Annotated in this window: 25 protein-coding genes; 14 read left to right on the forward strand and 11 right to left on the reverse strand. The window is 67.7% G+C overall.

The window, feature by feature from the left end:
* The first annotated feature begins 163 nt into the window (after nt 1-163).
* Entirely contained in the window at nt 164-1,570 is a 1,407-nt protein-coding gene (locus HD599_RS10205; RefSeq protein ID WP_184240530.1) for an MDR family MFS transporter, read from the forward strand.
* Nucleotides 1,571-1,664: 94 nt separating this feature from the next.
* On the opposite strand, the gene HD599_RS10210 is transcribed toward HD599_RS10205, so the two are convergent.
* Nucleotides 1,665-2,021 (reverse strand): glutamyl-tRNA amidotransferase, encoded by a 357-nt coding sequence (locus tag HD599_RS10210; protein ID WP_246376161.1) that lies wholly within the window; start codon nt 2,019-2,021, stop codon nt 1,665-1,667.
* Between the two features lie 227 nt (nt 2,022-2,248).
* Between HD599_RS10210 and HD599_RS10215 the strand changes: the two genes are divergently transcribed.
* The 6 genes from HD599_RS10215 (at nt 2,249) to HD599_RS10240 (ending at nt 10,148) form a co-directional block, all read left to right on the forward strand.
* Nucleotides 2,249-3,487: a sugar ABC transporter substrate-binding protein gene (locus HD599_RS10215; RefSeq protein WP_184236906.1), complete on the forward strand. Its 1,239-nt coding sequence runs from the start codon at nt 2,249-2,251 to the stop codon at nt 3,485-3,487.
* On the forward strand, nt 3,487-5,076 hold the full coding sequence (locus HD599_RS10220) for an ABC transporter permease subunit (RefSeq protein ID WP_184236909.1): 1,590 nt from the start codon (nt 3,487-3,489) through the stop codon (nt 5,074-5,076). The genes HD599_RS10215 and HD599_RS10220 overlap by 1 nt, the downstream gene beginning before the upstream one ends.
* On the forward strand, nt 5,073-5,960 hold the full coding sequence (locus tag HD599_RS10225; RefSeq protein WP_184236911.1) for a sugar ABC transporter permease: 888 nt from the start codon (nt 5,073-5,075) through the stop codon (nt 5,958-5,960). The genes HD599_RS10220 and HD599_RS10225 overlap by 4 nt, the downstream gene beginning before the upstream one ends.
* A 41-nt stretch (nt 5,961-6,001) precedes the next feature.
* Nucleotides 6,002-7,099 (forward strand): DNA alkylation repair protein, encoded by a 1,098-nt coding sequence (locus HD599_RS10230; RefSeq protein ID WP_246376163.1) that lies wholly within the window; start codon nt 6,002-6,004, stop codon nt 7,097-7,099.
* Nucleotides 7,100-7,206: 107 nt separating this feature from the next.
* Nucleotides 7,207-7,818, forward strand: coding sequence for a hypothetical protein (locus HD599_RS10235; protein ID WP_184236917.1), 612 nt, complete (start codon nt 7,207-7,209; stop codon nt 7,816-7,818).
* Between the two features lie 53 nt (nt 7,819-7,871).
* Nucleotides 7,872-10,148 carry an ATP-binding cassette domain-containing protein gene (locus HD599_RS10240; protein ID WP_221420481.1) on the forward strand — a complete coding sequence of 759 codons (2,277 nt, stop codon included), beginning with the start codon at nt 7,872-7,874 and terminating at the stop codon, nt 10,146-10,148.
* A gap of 36 nt (nt 10,149-10,184) precedes the next feature.
* On the opposite strand, the gene HD599_RS10245 is transcribed toward HD599_RS10240, so the two are convergent.
* The 3 genes from HD599_RS10245 to HD599_RS10255 are packed head-to-tail and all read right to left on the reverse strand — an operon-like array spanning nt 10,185 to nt 12,391.
* On the reverse strand, nt 10,185-11,048 hold the full coding sequence (locus HD599_RS10245; RefSeq protein ID WP_184236920.1) for an HpcH/HpaI aldolase/citrate lyase family protein: 864 nt from the start codon (nt 11,046-11,048) through the stop codon (nt 10,185-10,187).
* A gap of 24 nt (nt 11,049-11,072) precedes the next feature.
* Nucleotides 11,073-11,651 carry a dihydrofolate reductase family protein gene (locus HD599_RS10250; RefSeq protein WP_184236923.1) on the reverse strand — a complete coding sequence of 193 codons (579 nt, stop codon included), beginning with the start codon at nt 11,649-11,651 and terminating at the stop codon, nt 11,073-11,075.
* Nucleotides 11,652-11,662: 11 nt separating this feature from the next.
* Nucleotides 11,663-12,391: an alpha/beta fold hydrolase gene (locus HD599_RS10255; protein WP_343062006.1), complete on the reverse strand. Its 729-nt coding sequence runs from the start codon at nt 12,389-12,391 to the stop codon at nt 11,663-11,665.
* Between the two features lie 296 nt (nt 12,392-12,687).
* Between HD599_RS10255 and HD599_RS10260 the strand changes: the two genes are divergently transcribed.
* Together HD599_RS10260 and HD599_RS10265 are read left to right on the forward strand one after the other, a co-directional pair.
* The gene (locus tag HD599_RS10260) at nt 12,688-13,065 is read left to right on the forward strand and encodes a YciI family protein (protein WP_184236927.1); all 378 of its coding nucleotides are present in this window, start codon (nt 12,688-12,690) and stop codon (nt 13,063-13,065) included.
* A 23-nt stretch (nt 13,066-13,088) separates the two neighbouring features.
* Nucleotides 13,089-14,267, forward strand: a complete 1,179-nt coding sequence (locus HD599_RS10265; protein ID WP_184236930.1) for a DUF6596 domain-containing protein — start codon at nt 13,089-13,091, stop codon at nt 14,265-14,267.
* On the opposite strand, the gene HD599_RS10270 is transcribed toward HD599_RS10265, so the two are convergent.
* Nucleotides 14,248-15,060, reverse strand: coding sequence for an endonuclease/exonuclease/phosphatase family protein (locus tag HD599_RS10270; protein ID WP_184236935.1), 813 nt, complete (start codon nt 15,058-15,060; stop codon nt 14,248-14,250). The genes HD599_RS10265 and HD599_RS10270 overlap by 20 nt on opposite strands.
* A 73-nt stretch (nt 15,061-15,133) precedes the next feature.
* Here HD599_RS10270 and HD599_RS10275 point away from each other — a divergent pair, with 73 nt between their 5' ends.
* Together HD599_RS10275 and HD599_RS10280 are read left to right on the forward strand one after the other, a co-directional pair.
* Nucleotides 15,134-15,346: a hypervirulence associated TUDOR domain-containing protein gene (locus HD599_RS10275; protein WP_184236938.1), complete on the forward strand. Its 213-nt coding sequence runs from the start codon at nt 15,134-15,136 to the stop codon at nt 15,344-15,346.
* 20 nt (nt 15,347-15,366) lie between these two features.
* Nucleotides 15,367-16,149, forward strand: a complete 783-nt coding sequence (locus HD599_RS10280) for an alpha/beta fold hydrolase (protein ID WP_184236941.1) — start codon at nt 15,367-15,369, stop codon at nt 16,147-16,149.
* Between the two features lie 87 nt (nt 16,150-16,236).
* On the opposite strand, the gene HD599_RS10285 is transcribed toward HD599_RS10280, so the two are convergent.
* Nucleotides 16,237-16,545, reverse strand: coding sequence for a DUF2316 family protein (locus HD599_RS10285; RefSeq protein WP_184236944.1), 309 nt, complete (start codon nt 16,543-16,545; stop codon nt 16,237-16,239).
* A gap of 187 nt (nt 16,546-16,732) precedes the next feature.
* Here HD599_RS10285 and HD599_RS10290 point away from each other — a divergent pair, with 187 nt between their 5' ends.
* Together HD599_RS10290 and HD599_RS10295 are read left to right on the forward strand one after the other, a co-directional pair.
* Nucleotides 16,733-17,074, forward strand: coding sequence for a VOC family protein (locus HD599_RS10290; protein ID WP_184236947.1), 342 nt, complete (start codon nt 16,733-16,735; stop codon nt 17,072-17,074).
* A complete protein-coding gene (locus HD599_RS10295; RefSeq protein ID WP_184236950.1) occupies nt 17,074-17,862 on the forward strand; it encodes a transposase in 789 nt (262 codons plus the stop codon). Before HD599_RS10290 ends, HD599_RS10295 begins: the two co-directional genes overlap by 1 nt.
* 64 nt (nt 17,863-17,926) lie before the next feature.
* Here HD599_RS10295 and HD599_RS10300 read toward each other — a convergent pair whose 3' ends face one another.
* From HD599_RS10300 to HD599_RS10320, 5 genes are all read right to left on the reverse strand, one after another.
* Nucleotides 17,927-18,712: an SDR family oxidoreductase gene (locus HD599_RS10300; RefSeq protein ID WP_184236953.1), complete on the reverse strand. Its 786-nt coding sequence runs from the start codon at nt 18,710-18,712 to the stop codon at nt 17,927-17,929.
* Between the two features lie 52 nt (nt 18,713-18,764).
* Nucleotides 18,765-19,388 (reverse strand): TetR/AcrR family transcriptional regulator, encoded by a 624-nt coding sequence (locus HD599_RS10305; protein ID WP_184236957.1) that lies wholly within the window; start codon nt 19,386-19,388, stop codon nt 18,765-18,767.
* Between the two features lie 158 nt (nt 19,389-19,546).
* Nucleotides 19,547-21,310 (reverse strand): carbohydrate-binding domain-containing protein, encoded by a 1,764-nt coding sequence (locus HD599_RS10310; RefSeq protein ID WP_184236960.1) that lies wholly within the window; start codon nt 21,308-21,310, stop codon nt 19,547-19,549.
* A 13-nt stretch (nt 21,311-21,323) separates the two neighbouring features.
* Nucleotides 21,324-22,073: a VTC domain-containing protein gene (locus HD599_RS10315; RefSeq protein ID WP_184236963.1), complete on the reverse strand. Its 750-nt coding sequence runs from the start codon at nt 22,071-22,073 to the stop codon at nt 21,324-21,326.
* Entirely contained in the window at nt 22,070-22,684 is a 615-nt protein-coding gene (locus tag HD599_RS10320; RefSeq protein ID WP_184236966.1) for a DUF4956 domain-containing protein, read from the reverse strand. Before HD599_RS10320 ends, HD599_RS10315 begins: the two co-directional genes overlap by 4 nt.
* A 256-nt stretch (nt 22,685-22,940) precedes the next feature.
* On the opposite strand from HD599_RS10320, the gene HD599_RS10325 reads away from it, so the two are divergent.
* Complete coding sequence (locus HD599_RS10325; RefSeq protein WP_184236969.1) at nt 22,941-24,278, forward strand: TRM11 family SAM-dependent methyltransferase; 1,338 nt, start codon at nt 22,941-22,943, stop codon at nt 24,276-24,278.
* The last annotated feature ends 23 nt before the right edge of the window (nt 24,279-24,301 follow it).

Consider the following 24,301-nt stretch of genomic DNA (forward strand, 5'->3'; position numbering starts at 1 on the left):
CCGCGGCATCCGGGTACCGTCGCCCGACTCTCTTTCCCGTAGCAGTTTGTACGACAGGACTACAGCTTTGTCTGATACCTCCACCATTCCCACCGTGCCCGATTCCTCCGCCACCGACAGCGCAGCCTCCGCCGCCGAAACCAAGCGGGTCGGTGCGCGCAACATGCTCGCCATCACGATCCTGCTCGTGTCGACCTTCGTCGTGATCCTCAACGAGACGATCATGAGCGTGGCCCTGCCACACCTCATGGACGACCTCGGCATCACCGCGAGTGCGGCGCAGTGGCTCACCACCGCATTCCTGCTCACGATGGCCGTCGTCATCCCGATCACCGGATTCCTGCTGCAGCGCTTCACCACCCGCGGCATCTTCATCACCGCGATGGCGGTGTTCAGCGCCGGCACCCTGGTGGCGGCGCTCGCGCCCGGCTTCGAGGTCCTGCTCGCGGCCCGCATCGTGCAGGCGGTCGGTACCGCGATCATGATCCCGCTGCTGTTCACCACGGTGCTCACCCTCGTGCCCGAGCAGAACCGCGGGCGCATCATGGGCAATATCTCGATCGTCATCTCGGTGGCGCCCGCCGTCGGTCCGACGATCTCCGGCCTGATCCTCAGCGTGCTCGACTGGCGCTGGATGTTCATCATCGTGCTGCCCATCGCCGTCGCCGCTCTGGTGCTCGGCGCCCTGCGCATCCCGAACGTCTCCGAGCCGCGCAAGACCCCGCTCGACGTGCTCTCGGTCATCCTCGCCGCGTTCGGCTTCGGCGGACTCGTCTTCGGCCTCAGCAGCATCGGCGAGGCCGAGGGCGGCATCACGGCCGTCGAGGCCTGGCTGCCCCTCGCCGTCGGTGTCGTCGCGATCGTGGTCTTCGTGCTGCGCCAGCTCAGCCTGCAGAAGCGCGACATCGCCCTGCTCGACCTGCGCACCTTCACCACGAAGTCGTTCTCGCTGTCGATCGGCATGGTCATGATCAGCATGATCGCGCTGTTCGGAACACTCATCCTGCTGCCGCTCTACACGCAGGACGTGCTCGGTCTCGACACTCTCTCCACCGGCCTGCTGCTGCTCCCCGGCGGTCTCGTCATGGGTCTTCTCGCGCCGTTCGTCGGCCGTCTCTACGACCGAAACGGACCGACCGTGCTGGTCGTCGCCGGTTCGATCATCGTGAGCGCCGCTCTCTGGGGCATGACCATGCTCGGCGAGAACACGCCGTTCTGGTGGGTGCTCGTGGCGCACGTGCTGCTCAGCATCGGCCTGGCCCTGCTGTTCACGCCGCTGTTCACCTCCGGCCTCGCCGGACTCGCGCCGAAGATGTACTCGCACGGCAGTGCCATCCTCAGCACGGTGCAGCAGCTCGCGGGTGCGGCCGGAATCGCCGTGTTCATCACGGTGCTCTCGTCGCGCGCGGCGACCATGGTCGCGGACGGTTCCACCGTCGTGTCGGCGACGGCCGGCGGCATCCACTCGGCCTTCGTCTACGGAGCGATCATCTCGCTCGTCGCGATCCCGATCGCGTTCTTCATCCGCAAGCCGGCGTCGACCGGTGCGGCGGCGCCGATGGGCCACTGAGAACCGGCGGATTGAGCCTGTCGAAATCCTTCATGGGTTTCGACAGGCTCAACCCGCTTAACGCGGTTTCGACAGGCTCAACCCGCCTGCCGGCTCAGGACAGCTCGACCCGACGACCCTGCCCGAACTCCTCGGCCTCGTCGTCGGTGACCATCGCGTAGACCCCGGCAGGAACGCCCGGCAGGTCCGCGATACGTGCCGCGACCGAGAGCAGACGCTCTTCGGATGCCGCGTTGATGAGGAACACGTAGACGTCGCCGAATTCGCCGCCGTCGTCGTACAGCGCCGCTTCGCCTCGCTCGTCGAGCTCGGTGATGTAGTCCATGATCTCGTCGATCCACGGGAAGGGGTCTTCGCCCTCAGGCAGCCCGATGAGCGGGGTCAGCGGAACGTGGATCTCCACGACGGTGTTCGAGATGTCGGAAATGATTGCCTCCTTGGCTACTCCCACCAGCCTAGGCCGCGTCAGGCTAGCAGCGCGCGAGCACGGATGCGAGCCAGGCGCCCGCCTCGACCACGAGTTGGGACACGACCCGGTTGGCGCCGTCCTATCCCCTTTTGTGGAAACCGCACAAGATGATTGCAAGCGCTTACGGCCTGCGATATTTCTTGAATCGTCGTCACAGCGACGCGCAAACGAGACGGCAACGGGGCCGCTCGTGAACGAGAGGCACACCAATGACGGTGAACATCCGCAACCTCATCCGCGCGGGGGCCATCGCCTCCGTCGCCGCTCTCGCACTCGCGGGGTGCTCGGGAGGCGGCGACGATACCGCCGACTCCGAGAACACGCTCGTGGTGTGGGTGGACGCCAACCGCGCCGAGGCGATCAAAGACGTCGTCTCCGATTTCGAGTCGGAGAACGACGTCACCGTGACGCTCGTGCAGAAGGAGTTCGGCGACACCCTGCGCGAGGACTTCATCAAGCAGGCACCCACCGGCAAGGGACCCGACGTCGTCGTCGGCGCCCACGACTGGCTGGGCAGCTGGGTGCAGAACGGCGTGGTCGCTCCCCTCACGGTCGACAACGCCGGCGACTTCGAAGAGGTCGCCACCCAGGCCATGAGCTACGAGGGCCAGCAGTACGGGCTTCCCGTCTCGATCGAGAACGTGGCGCTGATCCGCAACACCGACCTCGACCCCAGCGCGCACGACACCTTCGACGAGATGATCGCCGCGGGCCAGGGCATCGTCTCGGCGGGCCAGGCTGAATTCCCCTTCATCGTGCAGCTCGGCCCGACCGCCGACCCGTACCACCTGTACCCGATCCAGACCTCGTTCGGTGCGCCGGTCTTCGGCACCAACGCCGACGGCAGCTACAACCCCGACGACCTGCAGCTCGCCAACGCGGGCGGCGACGAGTTCGCCGCGAAGCTCGCCGAGTGGGGCAGCACCGGAGTGCTGAACATCAACGTCGACGGCGACATCGCCATCGAGACCTTCGTCGACAAGAAGACGCCGTACATCATCACCGGCCCGTGGAACCTCGAGCGCATCAAAGAGGCGGGCATCAATTACTCGATCGAGGGCGTCCCGAGCGCCGGCGGCGAACCGTCGACGCCGTTCGTGGGCGTGCAGGGCTTCTTCGTCAGCGCGAAGAGCAACAACGCGCTGCTCGCCAACAAGTTCGTGGTGAGCTACCTCGGCACCGAAGAGGTGCAGACCGCGATCTTCGAGGCCGGCAAGCGGGCGCCCGCCCTGAAGAGCGCCTTCGAGGCGGCACAGTCCGACCCGGATGTCGCCGCCTTCGGCGAGGTCGGAGCGGCCGGGGTGCCCCAGCCCTCGATCCCCGCGATGGGCCAGGTCTGGGGCGACTGGGGTGCCACCGAGGCCGCGCTGATCTCTGGCACGGCCGGTGACACGACGGCCGCGTGGCAGGCGATGGCAGCGAGCATCACCGCGAAGATCGCCGGCTGATGACGCAGCTCGCGGGGGCACCGGGCACCACCCCGGCGCCCCCGGCACCGGCCGTGCGGCGCCGGGAGAAAGCGCCGCTCAGTCTCTCCGGCATCCTGATCAAGATCATCGCGCTGAGCGTGCTCAATGCCATCGGCGTCTACGCGCTGTTCGTGCTGTTCGTCGCCGGCAGCTGGCTGGTCTTCGGTCTCGGCGTCGCCACCTTGCTCGTGCTCGACTGGATCTACCTGAGCAGGCGCGCCCTACCGGCGAAGTACCTCGCGCCCGGGGTGTTCTTCCTCGTGATCTTCCAGATCTTCGTGGTCGTCTACACGGGCTACATCGCGTTCACCAACTACGGCGACGGCCACAACAGCACCAAGGACGACGCCATCAACGCGATCGTGGCCAAGTCGCTGGTGCGCGTCGAGGACTCTCCCGCCTACCAACTCACCGTGGTGCAGCAGCTCGGCACCTTCAGCTTCCTGGTCACCGACCCCGACGGCGAAGTGAGCCTCGGCGGCGAGGGCCGGCCGCTCGAGGAGGTCGACTCCGACGGCACGTCGCTCGACGGCTACGAGACCCTGAGCTTCAACGACATCCTCAACAACCAGGAGGCGATCAGCGCCATCTCCGTGCCGCTGACCGACAACCCGAGCGACGGCGCCCTGCGCACGCCCGACGGCACGAGCGCGTTCCTCTACGAGTCGACGCTGCTCTACGACGAGGCGTCCGACAGCTTCACCGACCAGGCCACGGGGACGGTGTACAGCGACGCGGGCAACGGCGAGTTCGCCTCGGCCGAGGGGGAAGCGCTCACCCCCGGGTGGACGATCACCGTCGGGTTCGACAATTTCGTGCGGGCGGTGACCGACGAGTCGATCCGCGGGCCGCTGCTCGGCGTCGTGCTGTGGACCTTCGCCTTCGCCTTCCTGTCGGTGGCGACGACGTTCGCGCTCGGACTGTTCCTCGCGATCGTGTTCAACGACTCGCGCATGCGCGGCCGCAAGGTCTACCGGGTGCTGGCGATTCTCCCGTACGCGTTCCCGTCGTTCCTGTCGGCGCTCGTCTGGGCCGGGCTCCTCAACCCGCAGTTCGGCTTCGTCAACAACGTGCTGCTCGGCGGCGCCGACGTGCCCTGGCTCACCGACCCGACGCTTGCCAAGATCAGCATCCTGTTCGTGAACCTCTGGCTCGGGTTCCCCTACATGTTCCTGGTCTGCACCGGGGCGCTGCAGGCGATCCCCGACGACGTGATCGAGGCGGCGCGGGTCGACGGGGCGCGCAACTGGGGCATCTTCCGTCTGATCAAGCTGCCGCTGTTGATGGTGTCGCTCGCACCCCTGCTGATCTCGTCGTTCGCGTTCAACTTCAACAATTTCAATCTCATCTACATGCTGACCGCGGGAGGCCCACGCGATATTTCGGCGGGGGTGAATGTCGGCGCCACCGACATCCTGATCACGCTCGTCTACAAGGTGGCATTCGGCGCCGTCGCCGGCCGTGACTACGGGCTCGCGAGCGCCTTCGCGATCATCATCTTCATCGTCGTCGCCACCGTGTCGATCATCGGCTACCGGCGCACCCGCGTACTGGAGGACATCAATTGAGCACCCCGACCGTCGTCCGGAAACGCAAGCCGACCCTCGCGAAGTGGTTCAGGGCGACCGGATGGCGCCACCTCGTCGGCATCGCGGTGGTGATCTTCGCGGCCTTCCCGCTGCTCTACGTGCTGTCGTCGTCGCTCAACCCGAACGGCACGCTCGTCGGGTCGAACGACCTGTTCGCCACGGTCGACTTCGAGAACTACATCGCCCTGTTCCAGCGGCCCCAGCAGCCGTACGCCGCCTGGTTCCTCAACACCCTGCTGATCGGCGGCATCTCGGCGCTGTGCACCGTGTTCCTCGGGGCACTCGCCGCCTACGCGTTCTCGCGCATGCGGTTCACGGGGCGTCGGGTCGGGCTGCTCACGCTGCTGCTGGTGCAGATGTTCCCGCAGCTGCTCGCGGTCGTCGCGATCTTCCTGCTGCTCAACGGCATCAGCGACATCTTCCCGGCGATCGGCCTCGACACCCAGATCGGGCTGATCCTCGTCTACCTCGGCGGCGCGCTCGGCGTGAACACCTACCTGATGTACGGCTTCTTCAACACGGTGCCCGCCTCGATCGACGAGGCGGCGAAGATCGACGGAGCCGGTCACGCGCGCATTTTCTTCACGATCATCCTGCGGCTGGTGGCGCCGATCCTCGCGGTCGTCGGCCTGCTGTCGTTCATCGGCACGACCAGCGAGTTCGTGATCGCGAGCATCGTGCTCACCGATCCCGCCAAGCAGACGCTCGCGGTCGGGCTATTCCAGTTCGTCTCCGACGAGACCAGCAAGAACTGGAGCCTGTTCGCCGCCGGCGCGGTGATGGCGGCGATCCCCGTGATGGCGCTGTTCCTCTTCCTGCAGAAGTACATCGTGAGCGGGCTGACGGCGGGCTCGGTCAAGTAACGCTGTCGGCGGCGCCCCGTAGTGTCGGTGCCATGGGTGCCATGAACGAACTGATCGACGAGGATGCCATCGGCCGCTTGCGAGGGCATCTCCGGTCGGCGGGCGAGGGGCTGGCCTTCGCACGCCTCGAGCAGCTCGGCGCGCAACTCGGTCGCGGCGACCTCGGCGACCCGAGCCTGCGGGAGCGCACCGATCTGGTCAGCGCCGCGCTGCTCGTCGACCTGCCGAGCGATTACGGCGCGGCATCCGGCATCATTCGCACCGCTCTCGACGACCCCTCGTTCGCCGGCTGGACGATCTGGCCGGTCGGCGAGACCGTCACCACGCTCGCGCTCGCATCGCCGTCGCACTTCGACGACGCGCTCGGGCTGCTCGCCGAGCTGACGCCGCGGCTGACCTCGGAGTTCTCGATCCGCCGGTTGCTCGAGCACGACCTCGAGCGCGCGCTGCCCGTGGTTCACGGGTGGACGTCGCACCCGAACGAGCACGTGCGCCGGCTCGCGAGCGAGGGAACCCGCGCGTTCCTGCCGTGGGCCATCCGGGTGCGGTCGCTACTCGCCTCCCCCGAGGCGACGGTGCCGATCCTCGACGCGCTGTACCGCGACGAGACCGACTACGTGCGCCGCTCCGTCGCCAACCACCTCAACGACCTGGCCCGGCAGAACCCCGACCTCGTGGTCGAGGTGGCCGGACGCTGGCTCGCCGACCCCGACGAGAACACCGCGTGGGTCGTGCGGCACGGCCTGCGCACGCTCGTGAAGAAGGCGCACCCCGGCGCGCTCGCGCTGCTCGGCTTCACGCCCGTCGTGGTGACGGTGGGCGCGCCCGTGCTCGAGAGCACGGCGATCACCCTGCCGGGCAGCCTCGCCTTCAGCTTCGCGCTCACCAACGAGGGCGACGTTCCCGCCCGCCTCGCCGTGGACTACGTCGTGCACTTCATGAAGAGCAACGGCAGCCAGGCCGAGAAGGTGTTCAAGCTGACGTCGACGACCCTCGCCGCCGGGGAGAGCGTCACCCTGAGCAAGCGCCACGCCCTGCGCCAGATGACGACGCGCGTGCACTACGCGGGCACGCACTCGCTCGAGCTGCAGATCAACGGGCAGCGGCACACCCGCACCGACTTCGAGTTGGCGCTGTAGCGCAGCTGGCTCGCGGCTCCGCCGAGAGATGTCCGACAACGCTATGCCACCCGCACGTGGCATACCGGTTTCGGGAACCTCCCGGTCCGCCCGCCTACGCTTGCGGCATGACACAGCTGCGCTTCGACGGTTCCATCGCGGGCTTCGGCACCGCCTCCGGCACGCGCATCGTGGTCGGCATCTGGGCGGACTCGCCCCTCGGGCGCTTCGCCGACGTCATGATCGAGGATGCCGCGGGCACACGTCTCCTCATCGCCCCGAGTGACTCCGTGGCCGAGTTCGTCTCCACGACCTACGTATTCGACGAGGTCGTGGTCGCACCGGTCACCGTGACCCGGGTCGCGGAACGGATCAGTGTCGCGGCCGGCCCGCTCGCGGCATCCTTCGTCGTCGGCGGGGTCTCGCCGCTCGGCCGGTTGTTGCGGCTCGTGCCGCGGTCGATCGCGACCCGTCCCGGCTGGTTGCGGCTGATCGACCCGGTCGCGTCGTTGATCGTGCCCGGAGCGCGCACCGCGGGCTCGGCGGGCACGGGGCGGCGCGAGTTCTACGGCGTCACGTCTGCCCGGCGCATTTCGTCGATCGAGGCGCAACTGCGCGGGGTCGACCTCGGCGTACTCGCGCCGCTGACTCCGCCGGTGCGATTCGGCTTCGGCTCGGCGCCGGCCGACCCGAGCCTGGTGCGCGTGGTGACGACGATCGTCGACACCCCCGCGGGTTGAGCCTGTCGAAACCCCTTCGCCGCGTGTCACCGCCGGGTGAAATACTGTCAGGCATGACCGACGCTGCCGCCGCCATGCCCGCCGACCGCCACGACACCATCACCGTGCGTGGTGCGCGTGAGAACAATCTCCGTAACGTCTCCGTCGACATCCCGAAACGCCGGCTCACCGTTTTCACGGGCGTCTCCGGTTCCGGCAAGTCCAGCCTCGTCTTCGGCACGATCGCCGCCGAGTCGCAGCGGCTGATCAACGAGACCTACTCCGCGTTCCTCCAGTCGTTTATGGCCAGCCAGAGCCGACCGGACGTCGACGAGCTCTCGGGACTCAGCGCCGCGATCGTCGTCGACCAGGAGCGCATGGGCTCGAACTCGCGGTCGACCGTCGGCACCGCGACCGACGCGTACGCGATGCTCCGCATCATCTACAGCCGGCTCGGCGTACCGCACGCCGGATCCTCCGGCGCCTTCAGCTTCAACCTGCCCGAAGGCATGTGCCCCGAGTGCGAGGGTACCGGGCGGGTGTCGAGCATCGACGTCGCCCAGCTGGTCGACGAGGAGAAGTCGCTGCTCGAGGGCGCGATCACCGTGCCGAACTTCAGCGCCGACGGCTGGTACGTGAAGGGGTACATCGACTCCGGGTTCGTCGACCCCGAGGCGAAGATCAAGGACTACACGCCGCAGCAGCGCGAAGACTTCCTTTACAAGGAAGCCACGAAGATGAAGCTCAACGGCATCAACACGACCTACGAAGGGCTCGTTCCCAAGGTCAACCGCATGTACATCGCGAAGGGCGGCGAGGCGGCGCAGGCGCACATCCGCGCGTTCGTCGAGCGCGCGGTGACCTTCACGACCTGCCCTCTCTGCAACGGGGCGCGCCTCAAGCAGGAGGCACTGGCATCTCGTATCGAGGGTCTGAACATCGCCGAGTGCTCGGCCATGCAGATCAACGACCTCGCGAAATTCATCGACACGGTCACCGACGAGGAGGTCGGGCCGCTCGTCGCGAACCTCAAGGGCACGCTCGACTCGCTCGTCGAGATCGGGCTGGGCTACCTGTCGCTCGACCGCGAATCGGCGACGCTCTCGGGCGGGGAGGCGCAGCGCGTGAAGATGGTGCGCCACCTCGGATCGTCGCTCACCGACATCACCTATGTCTTCGACGAGCCGACGATCGGGCTGCACCCGCACGATATCCAGCGCATGAACAGGCTGCTGCTCCTGCTGCGGGACAAGGGCAACACCGTGCTCGTGGTCGAGCACAAGCCCGAGACGATCGCCATCGCCGACAACGTCGTGGATCTCGGTCCGGGCGCCGGTCCGTTCGGCGGGGAGATCCAGTTCGTCGGAACCGTGGAGGGGCTGCGGGCCTCCGGAACCCTCACCGGCCGCCACCTCGACCACCGCGTTTCGCTGCGCCCCGACCCGCGTGCCGCGACCGAGCACCTGCGCATCTCGGGCGCGAGCCTGCACAATCTCAAGGACGTCTCGGTCGACATCCCGCTCGGCGTGCTCACCGTCGTCACGGGCGTCGCGGGCTCGGGCAAGAGCTCGCTCATCTACGGGTCGCTCCCCCGCAGCGCCGACGTGATCGTGGTCGACCAGTCGGCGATCCGCGGGTCGCGGCGCAGCAACCCGGCGACCTACACGGGGCTGCTCGACCCGATCCGCACCGCGTTCGCCAAGGCCAACAAGGTGAAAGCCGCGCTGTTCAGCGCGAACTCCGAGGGCGCCTGCCCCAACTGCAAGGGCATCGGTCTCGTCTACACGGACCTCGCGATGATGGCCGGGGTCGCCTCGGTCTGCGAGGTCTGCGAGGGCAAGCGCTTCACCGACGAGGTGCTCACCTACACGCTGAACGGCAAGAACATCCACGAGGTGCTCTCGATGCCGGTCGTCGAGGCCCGCGACTTCTTCGGCACGGGGCCGGCGCACCTGATTCTCGACCGCCTCGTCGACGTGGGGCTCAGCTACCTGTCGCTCGGACAGCCGCTGACCACGCTCTCCGGCGGCGAGCGTCAACGCATCAAGCTGGCGATCAACATGGCCAAGAAGGGGGCGACCTATGTTCTGGATGAACCGACCACGGGCCTGCACCTCGCCGACGTCGACCAGCTGCTCGGGTTGCTCGACCGGCTGGTCGACGACGGCAACACCGTCATCGTGATCGAGCACCACCAGGCGGTGATGGCGCACGCGGACTGGATCATCGACCTCGGTCCCGGCGCGGGCATCGACGGCGGCCGCATCGTGTTCGAGGGCACGCCGGCGGCGCTCGTCGAGCAGGGAGAAACGCTGACGGCGCAGCATCTGCGCGAGTACGTCGGCCGATAGCACGCGGGTTTCGACAGGCTCAACCCGCTAGCGGGCCTACGCCGGGTTCACCCCGAAGGCCTGCGCCAGCTTGTCGATCTTCTGCGCGCGGCCGAGGCGGGGCAGGTCGCTGCCGTCGCGGATGACGCGTCCGCGCGCCTCGAAGTCCGCGAGGAAGTCGCGCGCCCACGCCACGTCGCTCTGCGTGGGGCTGATGACCTCGTTGATCACGGGGGTCTGTTCGATGTCGAGGCAGAGCTTGCCGGTGAGGCCGAGCGCCACGGTCATCTGGCTCTGCTCGCGCAGGATCGGGTGGCTGCTGCCGACCGTCGGTCCGTCGATGGGGCCGGGCAGGTTGCCGATGCGGCTGGCGACGACGAGGCGCGACCGTGGGTAGGCCATGGCGAGGTTGTCCGCGCTGGTGCCGGTGTCGCGGCGGTAGTCGCCGCTGCCGAAGGCCAGACGGAACGTGCCGCGGGCACGCGCGATGGACACCGCTTCCTCGATGCCGAGGGCCGATTCGATGAGCGCCAGAACGGGCGTGTGGCCGCCGAGACGGTCGAAGGTCTCGGTCACGTCGGCGGGCGACTCGGTCTTGGCGAGCATTACGCCGCGCAGTCCGGGAACGCCGGACAGGGCGTCGACGTCGTCGCTCCAGAAGTCGGTGGTGTGGTCGTTGATGCGCACCCAGCCGCTGCCGCCGTCGGCGAGCCAGTCGACGACGTCGCCGCGGGCCGCGGGCTTCGCCTTGGGGTCGACCGCGTCCTCGATGTCGAGCACGATCTGGTCGGCGCGCGACCGGGCGGCGACGTCGAACTGCGCGGTGTTGGTGGCCGAGACGAGCAGCCAGGACCGCGCGATTTCGGCGGGGATCGCGTCACGGTGGGCGGAGGACACTGGTGTGGTGGGCGTCGTTGACATCCCTGCCAGCGTACCGTGCCCCGCCTAGATGCTGGCCTTCCGGTCGGTCCGGTACTCGATGTCGACGAGCCCGGCGTCGTAACTGCCGGTGCGCACGAGCGTGAGGCCGGCATCGGTGTACCCGTCCGGGAACACCCCGCGGCCGCGACCGAGCACGCGCGGCACGATGACCAGGCGCACGACGTCGACGAGCCCCTCCCGGAAGAGCGTGTCGGTCAGAGTGAGACTGCCCCAGACGATGATGTCGCCGGCGAGGTCGGCCTTGAGCCGGCGGACGGCGTCGGCCGCGCCATCCGCCAGCACCAAGGCCGGTTCGAACTCGCCCCACGGCGCTTCCTCGAGGGTGCTCGACACCACGATCTTGGGCAGTTCGTTGATGCGTGGTGCGAGCACCTCGGGGTCGGAGTCGGTCGTCGGCCAGAACGCCGCGAACATGCGGTAGGTGTTCGCGCCGAGCAGGATCGTGTCGACGCCTTTCAGCCGCTCCAGCGTCTCCTGGTCGAGCTGGAAGGTGGCATTCGGGCTGGTGTCGTCGAAGAGCGCGAACTCGCCGCTCTCGTCGCCGGCAAACCCGTCGGCGCTCACGAACTGGTGGACGATCAACTCCCCCATCGTTACGCCGGGACCGCGTTCTTCGCGGCGTCGACGATGAGCTTGGCGACGGCCTCCGGGTGGCTGATCATCGCCACGTGCGAGCTCTCGATCTCGACCGCGTGGCCGCCGGCTCGCTCTGCCATCACCCTGTGCGCCTCCGGCGGGATGGTGCGGTCGTCGGAGCCGATGAGGAACCAGCTGGGGATGGTTTTCCAGGCCGGGACGCCGGAGGGGGTGCCGAGGGTGTTGAGCGCGGCGGGCCTCTGAGCGGCGCCCATCGCCGCGGCATCCTCGTCGGTCAGATCGTCGCAGAACAGTTCTTTGAAGTAGTCGGGGTCGATGTAGCCGTCGCCGTCTCCCTCCGCGGCGCCGGGATACGGACGCACCAGCGTGTGCTCGCCCAGTGCCGAATAGCCGCCGCCGAGCCCGATGGCGCCGAGCACCGGCTCGCCCTCGTCGAGCGCGAAGCCGCAGATGTAGACGAGGGCCGAGACCGCTGCGACGTCCGTTGCCGCGTTGGTGATGACCGCGCCGCCGTACGAGTGGCCGACGAGCACGATAGGGCCGTCGATCGTCGAGAGCACGGTGCGCACGTAGTCGGCGTCGCCGTGAAGCGAGCGCAGCGGGTTCGCCGGGGCGAGAACGGAGTAGCCGTCGCGCTGCAGGATCTTGATCACACCGGTCCACCCGGAGGCGTCGGCAAAAGCGCCGTGCACGAGCACGACGGTGGGCTTCGATTCGGAATTCACGGGTATACCTCTCGATCAGAACGGATAGATGCCCACAACGTAGCGACCGGCCGGAACGCAGGGGAACATCTTGTGCGACACCCGGCTCTCCACCCCGAAAATGCTTCGTCTTATCCGGAGCCGGTGCCAGCATGGTGAAGGAAAGGAAAACGATGAGGGGGTAGGGGCTCATCGAGGTGCGGCCGTCGGTGATCACGTTCTCGGACGGGCAGTGGCGCAATACGCGGTGAGGTGTCGATCGGGGGCTGACTCCATCGTCATAGGAGTGTCACCATCAACCATCGAAAGGACACACCATGCAGTACTCGCTCCTTCTCCACGCACCCGAGCCCGGCGACGCCGACGTCTCGCCCGAGCAGATGGCGTCGTTCCAGACAGCGTTCGACCTCTACGCCAAGTCGCTCGAGAGCGCCGGGGTGCTCGTCGCGGTCGACATCCTCCAGCCGTCGTCGGCGTCGACGACCGTCACCCTGCGCGACGGCAACCCGCGGGTGCAGGACGGCCCGTTCGCCGCGAGCCGCGAGCAGCTGGCCGGCTCCTTCGTGGTCGACGTGCCCGATCTCGACGCCGCCATCGCCTGGGCCGAGAAGAACCCCGGCGCGCAGTACGGCGTGATCGAGATCCGCCCGTCGGCGATCGTCTACCGCGGCGGCGAGTGGATCACGACGCGGTGACCGCGCGGGCGCGGACCGAACGAGTGGCCCGCGCCTCGTACGGACGCCTGCTCGCGATCGTCGCTGCGGAGACGCGCGACATCCCCCGTGCCGAAGACGCCCTCGCCGACGCGTTCGAACGCGCGATCGCGGTGTGGCCGGCCCGCGGCATCCCGGACTACCCGGAGGCGTGGCTCGTGTCGGTGGCCCGCAACCGGCACCGCGACACGGTGAGATCGGCGGCGAACCGGGTGACCGCTCCGCTCGACGCCGACGTCGCGGTGCTCGACATCGTCGACCTCGACGCGATCCCCGACAAGCGGCTCGAGCTCATGTTCGTCTGCGCGCATCCGGCGATCGACACCGCCGTGCGCGCCCCGCTCATGCTGCAGACGGTGCTCGGGCTCGAGTCGGCGAAGATCGCGCGCGCGTTCGCCGTGCCCGAACCAGCGATGGCGCAGCGGCTCGTACGGGCCAAGCGGCGTATCCGCGACGCGGGAGTGCCGTTCGTGGTGCCGCTGCTCAGCGACATGCCGGCGCGGCTGCCGGCCGTGCTCGAAGCGGTCTACGGCGCCTACGCGATCGAATGGCAGCTCGTGTCGGGTCCGACCGTGCGCGAGTCGCTGGCCGCCGAAGCGCTCTACCTGGCGACGACGCTCGCCGCCCTTCTGCCCACGGAAGCCGAGGCCTCCGGGCTCGCGGCGCTCCTCGCCTTCTCGATCGCGCGCGCGGACGCCCGCGTCGCGCCCGACGGCTGCCTCGTGCCGCTCGCCGAGCAGGACCGGTCACTGTGGGATGCCGACCTGGTGCGGCAAGGCGAGGCCCTGTTGCGACGAGCGCACTCCCTCGGCGCGATCGGGCGGTTCCAGCTCGAGGCGGCGATCCAGTCCGCGTATTCGGCGCCGGCCGGCCCCGATCTGCCAGCGCTGCTCGCCCTGCACGAGGCACTCGTGCGCATCGCCCCCACACTCGGCGCGCGCGTGGCCCGTGCCGCCCTGGTCGGCGAGGTACACGGCGCCGCCGCCGGACTGGAATCGCTCGACACCGTCGACGCACCCCGTTTCCAACCCGCGTGGGCGACACGCGCGCATCTGCTCGCCGGCACAGGCCAGACGGATGCCGCGGCCGACGCCTACACGAAGGCGATCTCCCTCACCACCGACGGGCCCTCGCGGCTCTACCTCGAGCGTCGGCTGGCGGCCCTCACACCGACAGGTCGCTGACCACGAGGTAGTGGTCGCTCGGCGGCAGCCCGTCGACCTCGTCGCGCACGATCCAGGAGGAGATTACGCCGACGGGGTGCTCGGGGTCGCCGGGGCGCGCGAGCACGTGGTCGATGCGCCGGTTGTACTGCAGTTCGGCCTCCGCCGCCGCGAAGCGATTGGTCTCGCTGTAGGTGCGCGGGTCGGCGGTGTAGTCGTTCGCCTCGCCCCAGGTGTCGAGCAGGGTCTCGCGCAACCGGGCCATGTCGGGCCAGGTGAAGTCGGCGTTGAGGTCGGCAAGTAGCAGCACGGGCAGCCGGCCGTTGAACGCCGGGCCGCTGACGATCTCGCCGAGGGTCACGACCTGGGCGGCGTGTTCCCCCATGCGGTCGGGCTCCCAGCTGGTGACGCCGACGACGACGTTGAGCGGACCGAGCGGGTGGGCGATGGTGGCGAGCAGCGCGACGAGACCGCGGTCGGTCGACGGCATCGGGTGGGCTTCGACCGAGGTGATCGGCCAGCGACTGAGCAGCCCCAGCCCCATGCGCACCCCGAACTGGTCGTCGCTCTCGAGCGGAAGGGGCGTCGGCGGCAGGCCCGGCTCGACGTACGCGGCGTACATGCCGAGCTCGGCGCCGAGCGTCTCGGCCTGGTTGCGCCCGGCGATCGCCCAGACCTCCTGCAGGCCGACGACGTCGGGCCGCCACTCCTCGAGAGTCGCGATGATGCCGCGTTCGCGGGCGTGCCACTGCTCCCCGAAGATCCACCACACGTTCCACGTCGCGGCCCTGATGACCGCCTGCTCGCCGTCCATCGACTGATAGTAAGTACCCCGATCCGGCGAAACGAGGGGTTGCACCGCTTCCGTAGCGACGTAGCGTGAGGGCATGACTAATCTCGAAACCGGCGACCGCGTCAGCTGGAACACCTCGCAGGGCCGCACGCTCGGAACGATCATCGAGCGCAAGACGCGCGACTTCGAGTTCGCCGGGCAACACTTCACCGCGTCATCCGACGAACCGTCCTTCCTGGTCGAGTCGGAGAAGACCGGGGCGCACGCGGCGCACAAAGGATCGGCTCTGCGCAAACTGAAGTCGTAGCTGCTGGTTCAATAGGGGGGATGCTTACTCCTCCCGTCCCGCCCGCGCGCGCGGTCATCTCCCCCGACAACACCAAGATCGCCACCTACGAGTTCGGCGACCCCGAGGCGCCCACCGCGTTCCTCGTGCACGGTTTCGCGTCGAGCGCGCTGCTCAACTGGCACGCGACCGGCTGGGTTCGCGATCTGACCCGGGCGGGCTTCCACGTGATCGCGATCGATCAACGCGGGCACGGAGCGAGCGACAAGCCGCGGCATCCGGGCGCCTATTCGATGGAGTCGCTCGTCGGCGACGTGCTCTCGGTTCTCGACACGTTTATGCTCGACGAGGTCGCCTACGTGGGCTATTCGCTCGGCGCGCGTGTCGGCTGGGAGGCTACACGCGAGCTGCCCGAGCGCATCTCTCGTGCGGTGCTCGGGGGCATTCCGGACGGGGATCCGCTGACGCGGTTCCGCACCGACGAGGCGCGCGCGCACATCGAGCATGGACACGAGGTCACCGACCGGCTGACCCAGGCGTACCTGCAGATGGCGGGCGGAATCGAGGGCAACGACCTGACCGCGCTCGTCGCGCTGGTCGAGGGCATGCGCGGCGGCCCGCAGCCCGGGCCGGACAACGCGCCGACCCAGCCGCTGCTGTTCGCGACGGGCAGCGAGGATTCGATCCTGCCGAAGTCACGGGCGCTCGCGGAGGCGGCACACGGCGAGTTCTTCGAGATCCCGGGGCGCAACCACTTCAACGCGCCGACGTCGCGGGCGTTCCGAGATGCGGCGCTGGCCTTCCTGTCGGCCCCCGCGGGTTGAGCCTGCGCGGTGGAGCTATGGGAATCGCGCCAGCGATTCCGCGACCCCAGCGCCGAGGGAGCCTGCGACCGAGGGATTGGAAACTCCCTACTGTTCCTTCAACACCTCGTCCACGTCGTACAGCGCGAACCACTTCTCTGCCGCGACCCGCGCCGCCGGCGTGAGCACCGTGAACGTCCGCGGCTTGACTCCGCGCTCGAGCAGGACGCGCTCGAGGTAGTCCCGCACGAGCCACACGTCGACCGGGTCGGCCCCGGTCACGCCGAGAACTCCCTCGATGCGGTCGTCGTCCAGCCCGAGCGCCCGCTCCAGATCCGCGACGCCTAGCCCGGCGAGCTCGAGGTTGGCGTGCAGCTCTTCGCTGGTGGCCGCGCGTTCGCGCTTGTTCAGTGACATGGCTCCATTCTCGCCGCTCGTGCCGGGCCGCAACTTGCGCCATATCGACCTACGAAGCGACCCATAGGTCGATGTGACCCAATTCGAGAGCGAGGATGCCGCGGCCGACGGCATCGTAGGCCTGCGTCATCCGGCTCACCACGTCCAGCCCTCGCCACGGTGCGTGCCCGCCCGGCATACTCGGCTCATGCTGACTATCGGATCCATCGTCTGGGGCGCCCTCGACATCCCGCGCGCGGTCGCGTTCTGGACCGCCGCGCTCGACTACGTGCCCCGCGACGAGGTCGAGGACGACTGGGCGACGCTCGCACCCCGGGTCGGCACGGGCACACGCCTGTCGCTCATGCTCGTCACCTCGGACAAGCCCGCCCGCCACCACCTCGACCTCTTCGCCGACGACCAGGACGCCGAGGTCGAGCGGCTCGTCGGGCTGGGCGCGACGACCGTCGACTGGGACTACCCCGACCTCGCCGACTACATCGTGCTCGAAGACACCGAGGGCAACCGGTTCTGCGTCGTGCAGTCGTAGTGCCGACCATCGAGGACATCGCCGACGAACTGCTGGCCCTGACACCGGCCGAGTTCACCGCCGCCCGCAACGCCCGCGCGAAGCAGCTCGGCGGCGAGCTGGGAGCGGCGGTGAAGGCGTTGCCCCGCCCCTCGGCCGGTGCGTGGGCGACGAACCTGCTCGCGCGTGCGAAGTCCGACGAACTCGCGCAGCTCTTCGCGCTCGGAGATGCCTTGCGCGACGCGCAGTCCGAGGCCGACCGCGACACCCTCGCCGATCTCACGCGTCAGCGGCGGGCGCTCGTCTCAGCGCTCGCGAAGCTGGCCGCGGGTCTCGCCGACGACGCCGGACACGCGGTCAACGCGACCGCGGTCGCCGAGGTCGAACGCACGCTGCAGGCCGGAATGACCGATCCCGCGGCCGCCGCGGCCATCTCGTCCGGGCGGCTGCTGCGCGGGCTCTCCGGGGACGGTCTCGACGCCGTCGACCTCGACGACGCAGTCGCCGGCCAGCCGGCGAGGGCGCGCGCCGTGGTCACGAGCATCGAGTCGAAGCGGGCCGTCAAAGCGGCGGAGGTCGCGGTGGCCGAGGCGAAGTCGGCATTAGAAGATGCAGACCGGATGTCGCAGGACGCGGGTCGCGCGAAGGAGGCCTTGGCGCTCGAGCGTCAGGAACTGCGCGAGCACCTCGCCGAGGTCGAGGCCGAGCTAACCGACGCGGCGCGTGCCGTGGAGGCGGCGGACCGCGACCGCGCGAAGGCGGCGCGAGCACTCGACGAGGCCGAGGAGGCCCGGGCCGCCCTCGACTGAAGCGGACTGAGCCTGTCGAAATCCCCTGGGTAGAAGGGTTTCGACAGGCTCAACCCGCGATGGCCTAGATCGAGTCGGGGCGACGGATCGTGTCTGCGCCGCCGTCGATGTAGATGATCTGTCCGGTGACGTGCGTGTTCTGCTCGCTGGTGAGCCACGCGAGGAGCGCAGCGGGCGCGGACGCCGGCGCCGCCGGTCCGTTGAGCGGCGACGGTGCGCCGGCCGCCATGGCCGCGCGTCCTTCTTCGGTCTCGAGAATCGCGGCCGTCATCGGAGTCGCGATGACTCCGGGAGCGACGGCGTTGAGCGGGATGCCCGCTCCTGCCCACTCGTCGGTCGGCGCGTTCTTGCGCACCCAGAGCGCGATCGCGTTCTTGCTGGTGTTGTAGATCGCGTTGCTCGGGGTGTCCGTCGGGGCGTCGGCGATCGCCTTCGCGAGTTCGAGCGACTTCTCCTCGTCGCCCGAGAGCAGTGCGGCGTGCAGCGGCGGGTCGGTCGGCTCGAGCGCCGCGAGCGACGCGACGAGCGCTGCGCGGGGTGCGTCCGACCCGGCGAGCAGCGGGCGCAGACCCTCGAGCGTGGCGATAGCGCCGAAGTAGTTGACGCCCACGGTCGCGGGGATCGGGGCTGCCAGGCCGGCGACGGCGACGATCGCGTCGATGGTGCCGCCGCTGAGCTCGGTCACTTTCGCGACGAGCTCGGTGCGACCCTCGGCCGTGGTCAGGTCGACGTTGACGTCGGCGTCGCGCAGGTCGACGCCGTACACGGTCTTCCCCTCGCCTCGCAGCTGCTCGGTGAGCGCCTTGCCGATTCCGGATGCTGCGCCGGTGACTACGAACTTTCTTGCCATTTCGGGTTCCACTTTCGTTTCTCTCTTCCCCGGCATCGGTGCCGGCGGGTTCTCAGGGCGCGGCGAGCCAGCTCGGCACCAGCGACATCAGCTGGTCGACGAGCACGTCGGCGGGCACAGGGTCGTCGCTGCGGATCCAGTGCGCGAGCAGGCCGAGCGAGCCGGACGCGGTGTAGACCGCGACGGCCTCCGCGGACAGGCCGTGCGGGATCTCGGGGAGCAGGGCGATGGTGGCGCGCACTTGGGCGGCATACGCCTCGACCGCCCTCGTGAAAACGGTCGAGGTGAAGGGCAGTGCGAGCATGCTGGCGTAGAGGGCACGGTGTTGCACGAGGTGGCCGACGAGCCGCACCTGGGCCACTCGCGCGGCTTCGGCCCCGCTCACGACTCGGTGGCGGCGCAACTCGACGTCTTCGGCGCCGATGGCCTCGAAAGCGCCCTTAAGAACCTCGACGGCGAGCTCGTCGATGCCGGCGAAGTGCGTGTAGAAGGAGCTTCGGCCGATACCGGCGGTGCGGACGATGGCGGCGACGGTGATGAGCTCGTCCCCCGAGGCGAGTGTCTCGACCGCATCGAGGATGGCCTGTCGGGTGCGGGCGACGCGAGGGTCTCCGGACGTGCGGATGCCGCTGCGGGTTTCGTGCAGCGGGGTGACGATCGCGTCGGCGCGTTCCATGGTTCCAGCCTACCTCCACTTCTGGACACCTGTCTAGAAAAGCAGGACGGTGGAGAAAGGTTTCGACAGGCTCAACCCGCCGAGGCGGAAGCGGATTGAGCCTGTCGAAATCCCCTGGGTAGGTGGGGTTTCGACAGGCTCAACCCGCGAGTGGTGCCCTAGCGCTGCGGCGGGGTACCTCCACCGCCCGGCATTCCACCGCCACCGCCCATCGTCCCGGTGGACGCGACTCCCTCGGTGCCGGTTCCGGCGAGTTCGCCGTCGACGTAGACCGAGTACTCCGCGCCATCCTCGAGCTCGGACGACGAGTAGACGACCGACGCGAAATCTTTCACCGACGTGAAGGACTCGATGACCGCGCCATCCGCCGTCTGGATCTCGACGGTCGACCCGGCTTCGCCGCTCGCCGTCACGGCCACGAAGCCCTGCGCCGAGTCCTCGTCGGGGGTCACCGCCATGCCGGCGCTGCCGACCGCGAGCACCGTTCCGCCGGACACCTCGAGGGTGCCGTTCACGTCGAGCGCGCCGTTGCCGTCGTTGGTGGGGCCGTAGACGGTGAGGGTTCCGCCGCTGACCTCGGCGGAGCCGTTGGAGTCGAAGCCGTCGCCCTGGGCGTCGATCGTGATGTCGCCGCCGGTGATGTAGATCATCTCGGCACCGGCGGAGTCCATGCCACCGCCCTGCCCGCCCTCGGTCGCGGCGCTCGTGCCGGCCGACGCGTTGATGCCGTCGTCGCTCGCGGTGATGTCGACGGTGCCGTCGGCCAGGGTGATCGTGGTGCTCTCGAGTCCCTCGTACGCGTCGGTCACCTCGACCGTGCCGCCGTCGATGAGCAGCGCGGTGTCGGCGTGCACACCGTCGTCGCCGCTGGCGAGGCTGATCTCCGCGTCGCCGCCGAGGTGGATGGCGCCGTTGGAGTGCAGCGCGTCGTCGGACGAGTCGACCTCGACCGAACCGCCCTCGATGACGACGTAGGTGCCGCCCTTGAGGCCCTTGGTCGAGGTGTCGGTGACCTCTTCGGCCGCTCCCCCGCCCGCGGCGACCGTGACGGTGCCGCCCGTGATGACGAGGTCGGTCTGGGCGTCGAATCCGTCTCCGGCCGCGGTCACGTCGACCGTGCCGCCGGAGATGTCGATGTACCCGCGCGTGAGGTCGGCGTCTTCGTCGCTCTTGAGTCCGTCGCCTCCGGCCGTGACCGTGACGTCGCCGCCCTCGATCGTGAGCGAGTCCTTGCCGCGCAGCCCGTCGTCGACCGCGTCGACGACGATGGCGCCCGAGAGGACGACGAGGTCGTCGGTCGAGGCGATGCCGTCGTTGCCGTTACCCGTCACGGTGAGCGTGCCGTCGCCGGTGATGGTGAGGTCGGTGTCGGCGTACAGGGCCGCGTTCGCGTCTGCCGTGTCGGCGTAGGCCGACGTATCGCTGAGCATGTTGTCACTGCCGTCGGCGAGCGAGACGACCGCGTTCTGGGCGTTGGTCACCGCGATCGCGGCGCCCGTCGAGCTGGAGATCGCGACCCCGTCGAGCACGAGTGCGACCACGCCCTCGTCGGCGGTGTCGACGACCACCTGTCCGTCGTCGAGGCTGCCGCTGAGCACGTAGGTGCCGTCGGCCGTGATGGTGACCGTCGACCCGTCGATCGTGACAGCGTCGGAATCGGACGTGGCCGTGTCACCGTCGAGGGTGATCTCGACGGCGTCATCCATCGACCATTCGTCGTCGTTCGTCGTGGTGGCGTTCTCGTTCGCGGCCAGCACCGCATCGGCGGTGATCGTCGCGTCGACGTCGGTGATGGTCGACGAGGTGGATGCCGCGGCGGACTCGGTCGACTCCGTGGCAGTCGTCGTGGCACACGCCGTGAGGATGACGGCACCGAGCAGGAGGGAGGTGACAGTGGCGGGAAGGGTAAAACGCTTGCGCATGATGGTGCGCTCCTTAGTTCTGGTTCGAAAAGTGGTGGCGGATGACGCGGGCCCACTTATTGGAGGGGAGATCGTGACGCATGGCGGCGAGGCCGGTTCCGAACTTGGAGATCGTCGCCGGGCGGTGGCCGTGCGACCAGAGCAGCCGGTCGACCTCGCTGGTGCGGGAGCCCGACTTGGTTTCGATAATCACGGAGCGCGGCAGGCGCAGGATCGCGCCGTCGTCGGTCTCCCAGCTGAGGTCGGTGTCGACGGTCGAACGACTCTGCGAGCCGGGCAGGAAGAGCGTCGCGCGCCGGTACCGGGTGACGAGGGTGGGCACGAGGGAGAGGCTCTCGGGGTGGTCGATGCCGATGCCGTCGAGGGCCGCGTCGGCGTACTCGCGTCCGTCGCGGGTGAGGGCGTCGCGGTGGTCCATCTCGTACGGCAGGCGGTCTTTCACCGTCGTGCCGCGCGCGCCGCGGGTCTTCATCTCGAGGTAGGACTCGGCGGTGTCGACGTAGCTGCGCGTGCGGAGTTTGAAGCGACGCCTGCGGCCGGTCGCCGCCATGCGGTAACTCAGGAGTTCGGGGGTATCGAAGTAGACCGACTCGTAGTTGGAGGCGCGCTGGCCGTCGATCTCGAGGACCCGCGTCGCGACATCCAATTTCTCGAGCACTTTCTCTGCCTCGTCGGCATGGAGGATGTACTTGCGGTCGACCCGGGTCTGCAGTGCCGCGACGGCGACGAGCTCGTCGAGCGAGATGGAGTCGAGGTGGTTCACCGGGTGCTCCCGACGAGTTCGGCGGCCTGCTGTTCGGCGGCGAGGAAGCGCGCCTGGGCCGGCGGCGTGTTCGTGATCTTGTAGCGCACGTCGACGAAGGTCGTGTCGTTGACGAGGTCGAGGTGCTGAACGGTGACCTTGTGCACCTGGGCTCCGAGCATGCGTTCGAGTTCGAGGCGCAGCTTGGTCTCGTCGGCGTAGGCGGTGTCGAGCTGTACCGTCTGCTGGCGGTACTGCGTGAACAGGCGCGGGTTGTCGCCGACGAAGAGCACCACGACGATGAGCGCCATGAGGGCGATCACGAGCGGGTTGATGGTGGTGCTGAGTCCGGCGAGGAGGCCGAGCGCGAGCGCCGCGAAGTAGTACGCGACCTCGGTCTGCGAGATCTCGCTCGAGCGGAGGCGGATGATCGAGAGCACTCCGAAGAGTCCGAGGCCCAGGCCGACGCCGACCTCGGCAGAGCCGAGAACTGTCGCGACGGCGAGGACTCCGACGTTGACGCCGAGGAACGCAACGACGAGGTCGCGGCGGCGGTGACGACGGAAGTACATGCCGAACGTCATGATCGAAATGGCGAACAGATCGATGGCGATCATTAGGGCGGGGACCATGGGGGCTCCTGAGTTACTAGTCGGTGAACGGGGTGCGACTAGTTACGCAGGGAGTGCTATGGGGATTCTATGTTGAGGCTGTGGTGTCCGAACTGACTTTGTACGCGCGACGCTTGATTTCGCCCGGCATGACTCAGCGACTGGCACCAGACGAGTCCACTCGTTTCCTTGCACTAACGTTAGGACGGCGGCTGAGGATCGATGCCTAGGTCTCTTCACGAATTCGCAACGACCGCTTCACCGCCGGGGAAAATACATGAACGCTGAAAAAAACGACGTCGTCGACTTCGACACCCTTGAATTCGACGGGATTTCTCCGCCCGATATCCACCAGATTTTCCGATTCCCAGCAAAGTTTCATCCGCCTGCCGTGGACGCATTGATTGAACGATTCACGCAGCCAGGGCAGACGATCTTGGATCCCTTTTGCGGAAGCGGCACATTGCTCGTTGAAGCTGCAATTGCTGGCCGAAATAGCGTCGGCAGTGACGTCGACCCTCTCGCCGTCGCAATCTCAAAAGCAAAAATCTCGAGCTATCGGACTGCCGAACTGCAAAAGTCTTTTGCAGACGCAGCGGACCAAACCCGCGCTTGGGAACGGACTGACGAGCGCTACAAAAGTCTCGCATTCGCAGATATCTCCGCGTCAGAAGCCTCGGCCGAGCAATCAGAATTGTGGGTCCCTGAGATCCCAAAACTAGACCACTGGTTTCGAAGGTATGTCGTTTCTGACCTTGCTCGTATTCGAGCGTGGATAGCACAGCATCAGACCGACCCTGAGATTCAGGAACTACTACTCGTGGTTTTCGGATCCATCATTAGGAACTCCAGCAACGCCGACCCGGTCCCGGTTTCTGGGTTAGAGGTCACGGCACACATGCTGCGAAAGGACGCCGCGGGGCGAGTCGTAAATCCGTTCGCCCTGTTCCGGAAAGCCTTGAAGAAGACAGAAAAAGCAGTCATGTCATTCTCTGCCCTTCGAGCCGCAACTGAAGTCACAGCCGATGTGAAATTGAGAGACGCACAACAGCTCGGAGACTTGAACGACATCGATGCGATTATCACGTCCCCGCCCTACCAGAATGCCGTCGACTACTACCGAAGACATCAGCTAGAGATGTTTTGGCTCGGACACACTGAGTCACAGAAAGATCGCCTCGAGCTACTTCCCCGATACATCGGTCGCGCTCGCGTCGCGAGCTCGCATCCCAGCGCAAATGAAAAATGGAGAGGCACGCCTCAGGTTCAGGCGTGGCTGGATCAGATGCGAAATCACGGAGAATCTCGCGCTCGCGACTTTCAGGTCTACTTTGCGTCGATGACGAGAGTCTTCGAATCCATGTCGACGATACTTAAGCCCGGGTCCCCGGCAATTTTCATTGTGGGCAGGAGCACTTGGAACGGAATCGAAATTCCAACTGATGAGTTGTTCGTCGAACTTGCGGGTCCACATTTCCAGCTCTCGGAGCACCTCACGTACCCCGTTCGCAACCGCTACATGTCCTACGTGAGACGCAATGGGGCTGATATCAATACTGAACACGTGCTTGTTTTCAGGAGGAACGCAACATCCGGACTAGAAAATTCGAGCTAACCTAGCTTTATCTGGTCCTGAAA

This window comes from Conyzicola lurida, assembly GCF_014204935.1.
In the GTDB taxonomy this organism is placed as follows: Bacteria; Actinomycetota; Actinomycetes; order Actinomycetales; family Microbacteriaceae; genus Conyzicola; species Conyzicola lurida.